We start from the raw sequence: 13518 nt of genomic DNA, 5'->3' as shown, positions 1-13518 counted from the left end.
ACCGCAGTAGACAACAAACATGCAGGTGACAGGTACTTGTCTGTCACCAGAAAAGTAGAGGTTATGGCTAAGGAAGGCGCAATTGAGGTAGAGGGTCGCATCGTCGAGCCTTTGCCAAACGCAATGTTCCGTGTCGAGCTCGACAATGGGCACAAGGTTCTTGCACACATTTCCGGTAAGATGCGTCAGCACTACATCCGCATCCTCCCGGAGGATCGCGTCGTCGTAGAGCTGTCTCCTTATGACCTGACCCGCGGACGCATCGTCTACCGCTACAAGTAAACACAGTCAGCCTCCTCACCCAAGGGCGAAGCACGGCTTTGTCCTGTACACCTCAGGCTACGGTGGCCTGAGCCCGCACTGGTAAGCAACCCAAGGATTCCCGGCACGGTCCGGGCGAAGCGTTGCATGGAGCGGGACGGATGGGGAGAAAACCGCCGTAACAACCCGAAAGGACACGCCTTATGGCACGTCTAGCTGGTGTTGACCTCCCACGCAATAAGCGTATGGAGGTCGCTCTCACCTACATCTACGGCATCGGTCCAACCCGTGCCAAGGAATTGCTAGAAAAGACTGGCATTTCTCCTGACCTGCGCACCGACAACCTGGAAGATGAACAGGTTTCGGCACTGCGTGACGCAATTGAAGGCTCCTGGAAGGTAGAGGGTGACCTCCGCCGCCAGGTTCAGGCTGATATTCGTCGCAAGATTGAAATCGGAAGCTACAAGGGTCTGCGCCACCGTCGCGGTCTGCCGGTACGCGGTCAGCGTACGAAGACCAACGCGCGTACTCGTAAGGGCCCGAAGAAGACGATCGCAGGAAAGAAGAAGTAGTTCATGCCTCCAAAGACTCGTTCCGGCGCACGCCGTTCCGGCCGTCGCGTCGTCAAGAAGAATGTGGCTCTGGGCCACGCATACATCAAGTCCACCTTCAACAACACCATCGTCTCGATCACCGATCAGACCGGTGCTGTTATCTCCTGGGCATCCTCTGGTCACGTTGGCTTCAAGGGTTCCCGTAAGTCCACTCCGTTCGCTGCGCAGATGGCCGCTGAAAGCGCCGCACGCAAGGCAATGGACCACGGCATGAAGAAGGTTGACGTATTCGTTAAGGGTCCGGGCTCCGGCCGCGAGACCGCCATCCGTTCCCTGCAGGCTGCAGGCCTCGAGGTTTCCTCGATCACGGATGCAACTCCACAGCCGCACAACGGCTGCCGTCCGACCAAGCGTCGCAAGGTTTAAGGGAAGGAAAGAGGTAAGAAAATGGCTCGTTACACTGGCCCCGCTACCCGCGTATCCCGCCGTCTTCGCGTCGACTTGGTCGGCGGAGACATGGCATTCGAGCGCCGCCCGTACCCTCCGGGACAGGCTGGCCGCAACCGCATCAAGGAATCTGAGTACCTGCTGCAGCTCCAGGAGAAGCAGAAGGCAAAGTACACCTACGGTGTGCTGGAGCGTCAGTTCCGCCGCTACTACACCGAGGCTAACCGCCTCCCAGGCAAGACCGGTGACAACCTGGTCATCCTTCTGGAAACCCGCCTGGACAACGTAGTCTACCGCGCAGGTCTGGCACGCACCCGCCGCCAGGCTCGCCAGCTCGTTTCTCACGGTCACTTCACCGTGAACGGCAAGAACATCAACATCCCGTCCTACCGGGTTACGCAGTACGACATCATCGATGTCCGCCCGCGTTCCCAGAAGATGGAATGGTTCGAAGACGCTCAGGACGCTCTTATCGATGCCAACGTACCGGCATGGTTGCAGGTCGTTCCTGATACGCTGCGCATCCTCGTGCACCAGTTGCCCGAGCGCGCTCAGATCGACATTCCGCTGCAAGAGCAGCTCATCGTCGAGCTTTACTCGAAGTAAACTGTTATACCGCACGGCCCTTCAAGGCCACGCGGTCCATCAGGAATCTTCAACCTCAAGATTTTTACCCCCTCTACCGGCGTCAAATAGCGGTCGCCGAAAAGGAGAATTGCAATGCTCATTTCCCAGCGTCCTCAGCTCACCGAGGAATTCATCGACTCGTCTCGTTCGAAGTTCGTCATCGAACCGCTCGAGCCGGGCTTTGGCTACACCCTCGGTAACTCGCTGCGTCGCACCCTGCTGTCGTCCATCCCAGGCGCAGCGGTAACCTCCATCAAGATTGATGGTGTGCTCCACGAGTTCACCACCATCAACGGTGTGAAGGAAGACGTTTCCGAGATCATCTTGAACATCAAGAGCATGGTCCTGTCCTCCGACTCCGATGAGCCGGTGGTTATGTACCTGAGCAAGGAAGGCCCTGGTGATGTCACCGCGGGCGATATCCAGCCGCCGGCTGGCGTGGAGATCCACAACCCGGATCTGCACATCGCCTCGCTGAATGACACCGCTAAGCTGGACATTGAGCTCGTCGTCGAGCGCGGCCGTGGCTACGTCCCGGCTACCGCAACCTCTGGGGAAATCGGCCGTATTCCAATCGACCAGATTTACTCCCCAGTGCTGAAGGTCTCCTACAAGGTCGAAGCTACTCGTGTTGAGCAGCGCACCGACTTTGACAAGCTGACCATCGACGTCGAAACCAAGAACTCGATTTCCGCCCGCGACGCCCTGGCTTCTGCCGGCGGCACCTTGGTCGAACTCTTCGGCCTGGCACGCGAGCTGAACAACGCAGCCGAAGGCATCGAGATTGGTCCCTCCCCGCAGGAGACCGAGTACATCGCCGCCTACGGCATGCCTATCGAGGACTTGAACTTCTCCGTTCGCTCCTACAACTGCCTGAAGCGTCAGGAAATCCACACCGTCGGCGAGCTTGCAGAATGCACCGAGTCCGACCTGCTGGATATCCGCAACTTCGGCCAGAAGTCGATTAATGAGGTAAAGATCAAGCTGGCTAACTTGGGCCTTGCTCTGAAGGACACCCCTGAGGACTTCGACCCCACCCAGCTCGAGGGCTACGACGCAGAAACCGGTGACTTCAAGGACCCGGCTGCGGACGATTCCGAGTAAAGAATCACCCTGAACTGCGGCACTCGTTGCCGCGCGCTCAACTTTTACCGCACACGAGGAGTAAACAATGCCTACCCCGAAGAAGGGTGCCCGTCTCGGTGGCTCCGCCAAGCAGCAAGCTCACATGCTGAGCAACTTGGCAGCTAGCCTGATCGAGCACGGCGCCATCAAGACCACCGATGCCAAGGCGAAGGTTCTTCGCCCGTACGTCGAAAAGATCATCACCAAGGCTAAGTCCGGCACCATTGCTGACCGCCGCGCAGTGCTGAAGCTCATCCCGCGCAAGGATGTTGTTTCCCACCTGTTCGACGAGGTTGGACCGAAGTTTGAGAACCGTGAGGGTGGCTACACCCGCACGATCAAGCTGGACAACCGCTCCGGTGACAACGCCCCGATGTCCCAGATCTCCCTCGTTCTTGAGGAGACCGTGACCTCCGAGGCTAACCGCGCTACCCGCGCTGCCGCTTCCAAGGCCGCTGAGGCTGAAGAAGCTCAGGCAGACGAGGCTGCGGAGACCGAAGCTCCGGCCGAGGACACCGCTGCTGAGAACACCTCTGCTGAGGAGTCCGAGGAGAAGTAATCTCCCTCGGCCACTGAATTCGCGCAGGCCCTAACGCCCTGCGTGGATTGCAGTTCCTACTCGCAGAAGTAGCGCATAATCGCTGCCTTCCCATTCTCTTTACGAAGAGACAGGGGGAGGCGGCTTTTGTCGTTTTGAACTTGAAGCCTCAGGTACTTGGTCCCGCCCCTTCGTCCCGCTTCGTCGTCCCACTCCCTCGTCCCGCTCCATCGTGCGACTTCGCCATGCAGCGGACCACGCAACTTCCAATCCACAACGACAACTATGTACAACCTCCTACGCTCAACCTCCCACGCTCAACCTCCTATGCGCATCCTCCACTGCAATAACTGAGCGAATACGGCCTTCAGATATTGCATTTTCTGCTCAAAACGAACAGGGGAGGTGTAGCAGGAGAGGTTGCACATTTCGGGAACTCGCCGATGCCTCCGGTAGCATTAGGTCCACCATGACTGAAGCAGCACCGATCGCAGATGAGGGACCAGCAGAAGGATTCGCTCGGCTCCGGTTAGATCTGGCCTATGACGGCACCGATTTCCACGGCTGGGCCAGGCAAAAAGGCGGACTGCGTACCGTCCAAGGCGTGCTCGAGGAGCAGCTAGCAATGATCGCTCGCACGGAGGTACCGCTGACGGTAGCTGGGCGTACGGATGCGGGCGTCCATGCTCGCGGGCAAGTGGCGCACGTGGATGTGCCGCAGGAGTTGCTGGAGCAACGGTCCGTAGCAAATGATCCCGGGAAGTTGGTGCGCAGGCTTGCCAAGTTGTTGCCGGAAGACCTTCGGGTGCATGGCTGCGAGTTCGCGCCAGACGGTTTTGATGCCCGATTTTCCGCGCTGCGCAGGCATTATGTGTACCGGATAACCACTAGCCAGCGGGGTGCGTTGCCGACAAGGGCGCGCGATACGGCCGAATGGTTCAAACCGGTAGATATCGATGCCATGCAGGACGCGGCCAACGTCTTGGTGGGCTTGCACGATTTTGCGGCCTTTTGCAAGGCCAAGCCAAATGCCACCACCATTCGCGAATTACAGGAATTTAGCTGGCGGGATGTATCGACGTCGGAAGAACCGCAGCTCTTTGAAGCCCGGGTGACCGCGGATGCCTTCTGCTGGTCGATGGTCCGCTCCTTAGTAGGCTGTTGCTTAAGCGTTGGGGAAGGCCGCAGGAACGTAGACTTCGCCGCGGCCTTGCTGCAGGAGACAAAGCGCTCCTCCCGCATCCCGGTGGCACCAGCGAAGGGCCTGTCCTTAGTCCAGGTGGATTACCCGGAACCCAGCGAAATGTCCGCGCGGGCAGACGTGACGCGAGAAAAGCGCACCGTTCTGTGAGCACACGCTGCCAAGTGGCAGGGCCGTGGCGCCTGCGCTAGCCTGAGGTCTGGGTTTATTTAGACTTTTCGGGGAATTTTCGGGGGGAAATTCATGGCACGTCCATTGCCAACGACCAAGGCCCAAGTCTCGGGCCATAAATTTTTACGCCGCCGCGTGGAACACGGGCTCGTATTGGGCGATACCCGCATGATCCACGATCCGCTGGCCCGCCGCCGCAAGGCGATGATGTTCGGCGGAGTAGGCGTGGCCTTTTTGGCGGTCGGCTCTGGCCTTTTGGCCTGGTTGCAGCCGAGCCCGCAGCCAGGGGATGTGCCCATCGTGCGCTCGGAGCAGGGCCAGCTCTTCGTGGACGTCAACGATACGTATCACCCCGTCTACAACCTCTCTTCCGCGCGAATCATCGCCGGCGAGGCGGCCGAGGCGAAGACCATTGGGGACGAGCATTTGCGCGAGGCCTCGTTAGGCACGCCGGTGGGGATTTCGGATGCGCCCGGGTATCTGGCTGCCCCGGGCGAGACACCGCAGCGCTCGTGGGCGGCGTGCCTTGCCGAGCACGATGAGCAGCCCGCGGATAATCCCACCAGCATCGATGGCCAACAAGTAGCCAAAGAAGAGGTCATCGTGGTGGCGGATCCGCCACAGGAAGGCTTTGGGGAGAAGCGCGCCGCGCTCGCAGAAAAGGATGGCACGCAGTGGCTGCTCACAGCGGACGGGCGGGTACGCTTGCCCGATGCGCAGAGCACGGAGGGCCGCGTCATCCGGCGCGGGATTGGTATTGACGGGAGCACCCATGCCTGGCCCGTTCCCGCGGAGTTGCTCAATGCCTTTGCGGAACAGCCGCCGCTGACGTTTCCCGATCCGTTGCCGGACATCATGGACACGGGGCAGGACCAGTGGGCCCGGACGGACGACGGGGTAGCCGAGCTCTCCGCCACCCAGGCAGACATGCTGGTTAGCTACGGCGCAACGCGCGTGGAGGCCACACCGCACGAAGTAGGCGCGCTTGCCGATGCCCCCTTAAACTTCCGTCTGCCCACCACCACCTTCAACTTCGTTGGCCCAGATGAGGGCTGGGTGTGCGCCGATAGTGAGGGCGGGGCAGCGATGGTGACAGAGAACCCCGGGACGGTAGCGCTCGCCGGAGAGGGAATAGCGGATCGTTTTGGTGGGTTATCGGCAGGCGGCGTCGGCGTGGATACCGGTCATGGCTATCACGTTGTCTCGCCGACGGGGCAGCGCCATGCAGTCGATAACAAAGAACTCTTGGAGGCCCTAGGCACAGGCATTGGAGCCGAGGTTCCGTGGGAAATCATCCGGCTATTGCCAGAGGCCTCGCGCTTGGACCGAGACGAAGCACTACAGGTCAGCCGCTAGGCCGACTTGGGCCGGCGAAGCCCGCAGGCAACCGCCAGGCCGGTCAGCAGCAGGACTAACCCGCCGAGCACCCAACCGGCACGGCTCGCTGCGGAGGAGTGTTCCTCTTTGGTGGGGTGGATGGTGAGATCGCGCGCGGGTGCGGCGTACTCGCCATCGATATGGGTAAGGGCGTCGAGCGGATCGATGAAACCGTTGCCGGGTTCGCCGGCAGAGAGGAGCCGTTGGCGTATATCGGCAGCGCTGGCTTCTGGATAGCGCTCGGCTATTAAGGCGGCGGTGCCGCTGACTACTGGGGCCGCGAATGAGGCGCCGTGGAACTGCGCCAGGGAATCCTCTTGGTTCTTCCCGTCTGCCCAGCCACCGGCGGGGTTCAGCGCTAACGGCACAAATCCGTGGGCGGATAGTTGTGGGCCATCGGCGGGCGTGAGCGAGTATTCTGCAAGTGCGTGGGCATTCTCTTGGGCGCTAATGGATAGTACGGTCGGTGAGTCCGCGGGAAAGACGTGGTCGCCTTCTTCGCAGGTACCGGAGGAAATATTGCCGGAGGCAGCGATGACTACGGCACCGGCATCTTCTGCGCGGTTAAGTGCCTCATCTAACCGGGAACTATCGATGCGTTGAGCGGTACTCTCTGGAACGCAGGATACGATGGAAATATTGATCACCCGGGCGTTGTCTTCCACGGCACGATCGATGGCGCGGGCCAGCGTGTCGAGCGAACCGGTGGTGTTGTCTTCATCGGCGTCGCCGGCCGTGTCACCGTATTGGCGATAATGCGCGCTGGTTTGGCGGATGGCGCGGATCTCGGCGCGCGGGGCGATACCAATATCGTGGCCTGCAATGACGCCGGCTACGACGGTGCCGTGTAGGTCGCAATCCCGGTGCGGATCCGGTTCTTCCGGAGTGACCAGGTCCGCGCCGGCGGTGAGATTCGGCAGCTGTTCGTGGTGGGCAACCCCAGTATCGATGACGGCTACCGTTACACCTTGGCCCGTGGCAAAGGAATGCAGTTGGGAGCGGTAGGCGCGCTGGTCCTCGGAAGGTTCTGGCGCTAGGGGAGATGGATGCGCGGTGGCGCATTCCCGGTCCGGTTCCCGTGCGCTCGCGATAGGAGCGGTGGGAGCTCCTGTGATGAAGCCTCCGGTTCCGGCGAGGACACACGCGGTAAGCGCGCAAGCAGTAATTCCAGAATTGCCGCTAAACCTAGATAGTGCAAAAGAACGGCGTGAGTGAGTGTGGTGCATTATCCCAGCCCCCGAATGAGTTCGAAGATCCCGGCGAGGTGCGCGGCAAGCGGCAGGCAGGCGGCGATGGTCAGGGACTCAAGGCGTTCAAACCAGGCGATGGTCGTTGGTTCCACCTCGCTCATTTTGGCCGCCCATAGTGGGGCGCTGAGCATCGCGGCAAGCAGGAGAGTGGCGACCACCGTCGGCGCCCAGGCGCCGGCAAGCCCATCGGCGGCAATCGCGTGCACGGCGCACAGACAGGCAGTGAGGCAGGCAACCATGGCGACGAGCATGAGCGCCCAGCTGGCAAGCACGCGCCCGTGTCGCGCGGCGTGCATGACCACCGTTCCGGCAACAGAGACGCAGAGCGCTTGGACGAAGCCGAGCCCGGTTAAACCGGTGCCGAAAAGCACGGCGATGCGAGAGCCGATGGTATGAGCAGCGGACCCCGCGTCACCCACGGTGCCGTTTGTGGCTACGAGGGTGCCCGTGCCGGTGAAACTGAGCGCGATTAGAGCTGGAATGAGGCAAAGCGCGATTCCACAGCAGATGCCCTCGTAGGCGTACCCGGCGCGGGTGGCGCGATCGGCCACGTCGGGCTGGCGCTCATCCGAGACGGCGAGGTCTTGGCCCGCAGTGGGCAATTGCGGCACCTTGAGCCCCGCGGTGGCAATGGTGAGCGCGGGGGCGGTGGCAAGCAAAATGACCCCCGCGATAACGGTGCCCGCGGCCGCTGCGGTGCCGTGGCTCGTGCCGATGCCCGAATTGCCACTCAGTCCAGGAAGCAGGTAGCTCACGGCCGCTATGAGCACTAACCCGGCGATGGTGAGCGCGCCAGAGGTTATCCGTACGGTGCTCAGCCGGGTGAGGTGGCAGGCTAATAAGGCCACGAGGAGGGTGGCGCTGGCGGTGAGGGCGGCATAGGGGGCATCGGCAAGCGCGGGCGAAATAAGTGCCCATCCGCTCGCCGCCCCTGCCGTCAGGGTCAGCATGACGAGGGATAGCGCCCGCGTCCACAGGGCGAGCACGAAGGCCGCGATGGCAAGCCCGGCGCAGGCCACTGCCGGGAGCGAGAGTACCCAGGCCACGGCGAAGGCAGCGGCGAGCCCGGTCCATGCCCAGACGATGGGAATAGCGGAGGTAGTGTCGTCGTGGCTTTGGGCTGCAAGGGATTCGGCGGCATCGCGGATGACGGGCGCGGGCCGCTCCTCGCGCGGGGCGAGCACCAGGATGGAGCCTTCCGCAAGCGGCGTGGCGGCAAGCGGTGCGGTGAGGTCGATGGTGCGCCCGGAGGCCGTGCTGGCGCGCCAGGGTGAGGCGATCGTGGGTGCATCGACAAGATCGGTAAGTTCTGCCATGAGCTCGCCCAGGCTGGAGCTTAACGGCAATGCTACGTCTGCTTCCTTGTGGAAGGAATCTGCGTGGATGCGGATGGTAAGGCGCAGGTGATGCGCCGTTGGAGCGGTCATAATTCCCCCGAATTGTCTCATGATGGTGGGCGTCCCCCTTGCCCAATGCCACATATTGTGGCTTACTGGTGGCGTCGTGTCCACCGCAGCGCGGGGAATCTTGGCAGGGGGCCAAGAGCGCTAAGCGTGTGGATCGGGGGAGGATTTTACCCATGCTTGGGATCGGGGAAACCCACATCGTGGAGTCATTGACCGTGCCGCTCAGGGACGCGCCACCGCCGCTTCCCACCGGCACCATCGAGGCAGAAGAAGTTCCAGAAGCGGTGCGCCCACAGCCGGTGCCCTTGGTACGCTTGCTACTGCCCATCGTGATGATTGCCGCAATGTTGGGCATGGTGGCGTTGATGGTGCTGGGCGCGGGGGACTCGCGGCATATCAGCCCGGTATCCCTGATGTTTCCGCTCATGATGCTGGCCAGCATGGCCATGATGTTTGGGCCGCAAAATAGCGGGCAGGACCCGGATGAAACCCGGCGGACCTACTTGCGTCACATTAAGGCGCTGCGGGAAAAGGCCCTGGACAATGCCGGTGCGCAGCGCGCGCACGAGCTGTACCGGCACCCGGATCCGGCGGGGCTGGAACCGCTGGTGGGCTCGCGGCGCATGTGGGAGCGCGGGCCCGATGATCCAGATGCCTTGGAGGTGCGCGTGGGCACCGGTCCCACCACCTTGTGCACGCCCATCAACGTCCCGGATTCCGGCGCGACCGAGGACCTAGACCCGGTCTGTGCGGTGAGCATGCGCCAGGCCATCAAGGCGGTGGGCACCGTGCCCGATATGCCGGTGGTTATCCAATTGCAGGCTTTTAGGTTTTTATCCTTTACCGGCGATAATGCTCGCGATACGGTGCGCGCCCTCGTCATGCAGTTAGCCCTGGTGCACGGCCCCGAGACCATCGGGATCGAGGCTATTGGCGGCGAGTGGGAGTGGCTAAAATGGCTGCCGCACACCCGGGAGCCGGACAAGGCGCGGTTTCGCATTGTGCTTGTCGATGCCCTCCTGACCACCGGCACCGAAGACTTCTTCCACGGCGATTCTTATACCACCGTTATTGAAGTAGGCGGTGCGCCATCGTCTGCGTTGAGCCTGCGCGCAGAACAAGAGGGCTTGTGCCTCGTCGCGGCGGATACCCTGCAGGCGGTAACGGCAGCGGGCGTGGAAGAACTGGGCACACCCGATTATTTGGGCACTGCCGCGGCCACGATTATGGCCCGCCGGATGGCGGTCTTTCGCCGACCCGATAGCACCTCCGGGCGCCGAGGCAATGATTTGCTGGGGCTGCTCGGCTATAGCGGCGTGGATGAGTTGGCCGCCAGCGGCATGTGGCACGGGCGCGACGGCACCTCTCGGCTCATGGTGCCTATCGGCATCGATTCCATTGGGCAGCCGGTGACCGTGGACCTCAAAGAATCCGCGCATGGAGGAATGGGGCCACATGGCCTGTGCATCGGGGCAACGGGCAGTGGTAAGTAATAACCAATTGGTGCAGTGTTTTCTGGTCTCGGGTGAAGTATTATCGTTTATTTATGCAGGCGTTGCTGTGCTTTCGGAAGACTATAGTAGTTTAATTCTTCCTGCGGTGGTAGCTATTATGTTTCTTCTTTTTCCCCAGGCAAGACAATGGATAGAGACAAGTTCTGAATCGAGTGAGAGTTAGAGAAACAAACTGCAGAATATTATTTCTATAGAATTAGGCTCATGGAAGAAAAACGACTGTCCTCATTATTCTTTGGCAATGTTGTTCTTGAGTCCCAGGTATTAGGAACATTCCCAATAATCTACGCTGATGATATGCACTCGTATTGGATGCGTCCGAGTAGGGATGGCATGCTTTCTGTACCGCTAGATGATCTACGCGGAAGCATCAGCTCCGATAAGGCTGAGAAACTCTCCAACAAAATACTTGAATCTGTGTCCGCAGAATTGAACGCTAATTATCCAGGAGGCAAAAGCCAAGCAGTAAAAGAACTGACTGCCTGGCTTTTACAGGACTCCTAAACATCGCAGGGGAGATGCACTTCCTTGAGAGTGTCTGATGGTTTGTGTGTGGGTACCTAACCTGCATGAGGAGATGGACCAGAATGACTACTGTGGCGAGACGAGATCCGGCTGATAAGGCCAAGATTGATGCGATTGAAAAGAAGCTGCTTGCTAATCCTGACATCGCGAAACTGATTGATGACCTAGGCACGTCCACAACGGATGCCAACGACCTAGTTCGCGGCATGTTACAAGCCTCGATTACCAGGGGACTCAACGCTGAAATGGATGCCCACCTGGGCTACGAGTCTGGCGACAGGAGCGCTAAAGCTGCAGCTAGAACAGACAATTACCGCAACGGGTCGTATCCAAAGACCGTGGATTCTAACTACGGGCCAGTCACCGTTGATGTCCCTCGGGATCGGGCTGGAACATTCTTTCCGACTATGGTCCCTAAAGGTTCTAGGCGCTTGACTGATGTTGATGACATGATCGTCAGCTTGTATGCCGGTGGGATGACAATTAGGGATATCCAGCATCATATGGCAACGGCGATGCGTGTCGATATTTCCCATGAGACGATTTCTGCGGTTACTGACGCCGTGCTCGATGAGGTTATGGTCTGGCAAAACCGCCAGCTAGACGAGTTCTACCCCGTGGTTTTCCTGGACGCGTTGCGCATTAAAGTCCGCGACGACGGCCGAGTAGTCAACAAATCTGCGTACATGGCAATCGGCGTGGATCTCGACGGTATTAAGCACATTTTAGGATTGTGGATTGCCAAGGAAGAAGGCGCTTCATTCTGGGCGCAGGTATGCGCCAACTTTTCTAACCGTGGGGTCAAGGACGTCTTTATCGTCTGCTGTGACGGGCTGAAAGGCCTGCCAGAGGCAGTTGAGGCAACCTGGCCGAACTCTATGGTGCAAACCTGTATCGTGCACCTGATTCGCGCCGCTAACCGGTGGGTAGCCTACGGGGATCGCCGGGGCGTATCAGCCGCGTTGAAAAAGATTTACACTGCCACGGACGAGCCCACAGCACAGGTTGCTTTAGACGAATATGCAGCCTCCGAGCTGGGTGAGAAATATCCCCGCTCAGTCAAGGTCTGGCGTGATGCGTGGGCGCGTTTCGTACCGTTTCTGCAGTTCCCACCAGCAGCCAGAAAGGTCATCTATACGACGAATTCCATTGAGTCGTTTAACAACCAGCTGCGTAAAGCTACCCGCAACAGGGTGCAGTTCACCAACGATGAATCAGCGATAAAGACGCTGTGGTTGATGATCTGCACTATTGAAGACAAACGAGCCGCAAAGAGGGCAAAGCAAGGCAAACGAGTCTCAGCGACAGCCGGCAGACTCATGGAAGGAGCCCGAGTTTCCGGCTGGAAACAAGCCATTAACCAAATGGCCGTGGCCTACCCCGACAGCTTCGACAAATACCTATAAACCTAGCCCCACACACAAACAACTTGACACCCTCCCGGCAAAACCATCTACGCACTGGCGCTGAAACTAACCCGTGTCACCACACTCGAACAGGCACGGGAGTGGACGCTACGTCTGCACGACTTCGGTCAGGTATTCAAAACATTCCTCAACGAGAAAACACCCGTGCCAAAGGAACGCCGAACACTCAATAACCAGTGGGAATGGACTCATCTGCGAATACGCAAAGCCTACAACTCACTGCTGCACCTATCGCGCAACAATTGGTTGTTTACTTACCTTAAGCCACCACCGAATGTGCCTGATCCTAAGCGCTGGGCTTCAACGACAAACAGTCTTGAAGGCGGCATAAACGCCCAGCTCAAACGCATCGCCGATGCGCACCGAGGCAGGTCAGGGGAACGCCAACGAAAAATGCTCGAGTGGTACCTCCACACCAAAAAGCAACTGCCTGACGATCCGCTAAATATCGCCAGGCAGTGCAATTATGGCCAAGATCAACTCGCCAAAGTCAACGATCTTGCCGAAGAAAACCACAACAAAGCCGACCAAGAAACAGGCCGACCAGCCTTCTACGACAACGCTATCCCAACCGAGTACGAACACTCGATAGGAATCAGAAAAGACCCCATGAAGTAACTAACCGTGTACCCGCCCCGCAACACGCCGAACGGACACACATTCGGGGATGCGGACGAAATCTTGGAGGATTTTCCGTATGTCTAATATTCGATACACGAATGCGCAACGACTTAAGGCGTTAGAGGTATTCGACAGGACTCAATCTGTCACAAAGACTGTCCGCGAGTTGGGTTACCCAGGCCGTTGGACGCTCCACCTCTGGATTAGACAGCGGTCTGAACCACCATCTTCTCCTATTCGGCGGACAACGCTGAAACGCTACCCGTTTACGACAAAGCTTAAAGCAGTCGAGCTTTTCAACTCCGGTATGTCTCCTGATGCCGTTGCAGCCGAGTTGTCGCTGAACTCGAAAATGAGCGTCTATGCTTGGGCCCAACGATTCCGTGAGGAAGGAAAGTGGGGCTTGATGAGCGCAACTGAACGCAAACAGTCAGCTGGCATCGTAACTCACAAAGCCTTGGAGAAGTCGCTTCC

The 13518-nt window shown here is 59.3% G+C and carries 13 protein-coding genes and 2 pseudogenes; 13 read left to right on the top strand and 2 right to left on the bottom strand.

Translation table 11 applies throughout. The annotated features are described in order from the left end of the window. Positions 1-63: 63 nt before the first annotated feature. The 8 genes from infA (at position 64) to eccB (ending at position 6280) form a co-directional block, all read left to right on the top strand. Positions 64-282 carry a translation initiation factor IF-1 gene (infA, locus tag ABRP64_RS03465; RefSeq protein WP_003854422.1) on the top strand — a complete coding sequence of 73 codons (219 nt, stop codon included), beginning with the start codon at positions 64-66 and terminating at the stop codon, positions 280-282. A 182-nt stretch (positions 283-464) separates the two neighbouring features. Next, complete coding sequence (rpsM, locus tag ABRP64_RS03460; protein ID WP_005281309.1) at positions 465-833, top strand: 30S ribosomal protein S13; 369 nt, start codon at positions 465-467, stop codon at positions 831-833. Positions 834-836: 3 nt separating this feature from the next. Next, positions 837-1241 (top strand): 30S ribosomal protein S11, encoded by a 405-nt coding sequence (gene rpsK / locus ABRP64_RS03455; RefSeq protein ID WP_005277076.1) that lies wholly within the window; start codon positions 837-839, stop codon positions 1239-1241. 21 nt (positions 1242-1262) lie between these two features. Next, complete coding sequence (gene rpsD / locus ABRP64_RS03450; RefSeq protein ID WP_023016758.1) at positions 1263-1868, top strand: 30S ribosomal protein S4; 606 nt, start codon at positions 1263-1265, stop codon at positions 1866-1868. A 114-nt stretch (positions 1869-1982) separates the two neighbouring features. After that, a complete protein-coding gene (locus ABRP64_RS03445; protein WP_349865444.1) occupies positions 1983-2993 on the top strand; it encodes a DNA-directed RNA polymerase subunit alpha in 1011 nt (336 codons plus the stop codon). 67 nt (positions 2994-3060) lie between these two features. Continuing rightward, entirely contained in the window at positions 3061-3573 is a 513-nt protein-coding gene (gene rplQ / locus ABRP64_RS03440) for a 50S ribosomal protein L17 (protein WP_284784405.1), read from the top strand. Positions 3574-4021: 448 nt separating this feature from the next. Continuing rightward, positions 4022-4903, top strand: coding sequence for a tRNA pseudouridine(38-40) synthase TruA (gene truA / locus ABRP64_RS03435; RefSeq protein ID WP_349865442.1), 882 nt, complete (start codon positions 4022-4024; stop codon positions 4901-4903). Positions 4904-4996: 93 nt separating this feature from the next. Continuing rightward, complete coding sequence (eccB, locus tag ABRP64_RS03430) at positions 4997-6280, top strand: type VII secretion protein EccB (RefSeq protein WP_349865439.1); 1284 nt, start codon at positions 4997-4999, stop codon at positions 6278-6280. Here eccB and ABRP64_RS03425 read toward each other — a convergent pair. Together ABRP64_RS03425 and ABRP64_RS03420 are read right to left on the bottom strand one after the other, a co-directional pair. Continuing rightward, positions 6277-7527, bottom strand: a complete 1251-nt coding sequence (locus ABRP64_RS03425) for a S8 family serine peptidase (RefSeq protein WP_349865438.1) — start codon at positions 7525-7527, stop codon at positions 6277-6279. The two genes, eccB and ABRP64_RS03425, sit on opposite strands and share 4 nt — an antisense overlap. Continuing rightward, complete coding sequence (locus tag ABRP64_RS03420) at positions 7527-8978, bottom strand: ubiquitin family protein (RefSeq protein ID WP_349865436.1); 1452 nt, start codon at positions 8976-8978, stop codon at positions 7527-7529. Before ABRP64_RS03420 ends, ABRP64_RS03425 begins: the two co-directional genes overlap by 1 nt. A 152-nt stretch (positions 8979-9130) precedes the next feature. On the opposite strand from ABRP64_RS03420, the pseudogene ABRP64_RS03415 reads away from it, so the two are divergent. From ABRP64_RS03415 to ABRP64_RS03395, 5 genes and pseudogenes are all read left to right on the top strand, one after another. Beyond that, positions 9131-10447 (top strand): annotated as a pseudogene (locus ABRP64_RS03415) (type VII secretion protein EccC); the annotation flags it as partial. Positions 10448-10675: 228 nt separating this feature from the next. Next, positions 10676-10975, top strand: coding sequence for a hypothetical protein (locus ABRP64_RS03410; RefSeq protein ID WP_349865433.1), 300 nt, complete (start codon positions 10676-10678; stop codon positions 10973-10975). A gap of 83 nt (positions 10976-11058) precedes the next feature. Then, a complete protein-coding gene (locus tag ABRP64_RS03405; protein ID WP_349865431.1) occupies positions 11059-12402 on the top strand; it encodes an IS256 family transposase in 1344 nt (447 codons plus the stop codon). 36 nt (positions 12403-12438) lie between these two features. Then, positions 12439-13041 (top strand): annotated as a pseudogene (locus tag ABRP64_RS03400) (transposase family protein); the annotation flags it as partial. A gap of 79 nt (positions 13042-13120) precedes the next feature. After that, the coding region (locus ABRP64_RS03395; protein ID WP_502880508.1) for a terminase gpP N-terminus-related DNA-binding protein at positions 13121-13518 on the top strand (398 nt) is incomplete at its 3' end.

This window comes from Corynebacterium sp. KPL4015 (genome assembly GCF_040225725.1).
Lineage (GTDB): Bacteria > Actinomycetota > Actinomycetes > Mycobacteriales > Mycobacteriaceae > Corynebacterium > Corynebacterium rhinophilum.
The sequence above is the reverse complement of the archived record's forward strand: the minus strand, read 5'-3'. Positions and strand labels throughout refer to the sequence as shown.

Bases quoted from the DNA above. Each gene is read 5' to 3' on its own strand.
- infA (WP_003854422.1), top strand. From the start codon at position 64: ATGGCTAAGGAAGGCGCAATTGAGGTAGAGGGTCGCATCGTCGAGCCT.
- rpsM (WP_005281309.1), top strand. From the start codon at position 465: ATGGCACGTCTAGCTGGTGTTGACCTCCCACGCAATAAGCGTATGGAG.
- rpsK (WP_005277076.1), top strand. From the start codon at position 837: ATGCCTCCAAAGACTCGTTCCGGCGCACGCCGTTCCGGCCGTCGCGTC.
- rpsD (WP_023016758.1), top strand. From the start codon at position 1,263: ATGGCTCGTTACACTGGCCCCGCTACCCGCGTATCCCGCCGTCTTCGC.
- ABRP64_RS03445 (WP_349865444.1), top strand. From the start codon at position 1,983: ATGCTCATTTCCCAGCGTCCTCAGCTCACCGAGGAATTCATCGACTCG.
- rplQ (WP_284784405.1), top strand. From the start codon at position 3,061: ATGCCTACCCCGAAGAAGGGTGCCCGTCTCGGTGGCTCCGCCAAGCAG.
- truA (WP_349865442.1), top strand. From the start codon at position 4,022: ATGACTGAAGCAGCACCGATCGCAGATGAGGGACCAGCAGAAGGATTC.
- eccB (WP_349865439.1), top strand. From the start codon at position 4,997: ATGGCACGTCCATTGCCAACGACCAAGGCCCAAGTCTCGGGCCATAAA.
- ABRP64_RS03425 (WP_349865438.1), bottom strand. From the start codon at position 7,527: ATGCACCACACTCACTCACGCCGTTCTTTTGCACTATCTAGGTTTAGC.
- ABRP64_RS03420 (WP_349865436.1), bottom strand. From the start codon at position 8,978: ATGACCGCTCCAACGGCGCATCACCTGCGCCTTACCATCCGCATCCAC.
- ABRP64_RS03410 (WP_349865433.1), top strand. From the start codon at position 10,676: ATGGAAGAAAAACGACTGTCCTCATTATTCTTTGGCAATGTTGTTCTT.
- ABRP64_RS03405 (WP_349865431.1), top strand. From the start codon at position 11,059: ATGACTACTGTGGCGAGACGAGATCCGGCTGATAAGGCCAAGATTGAT.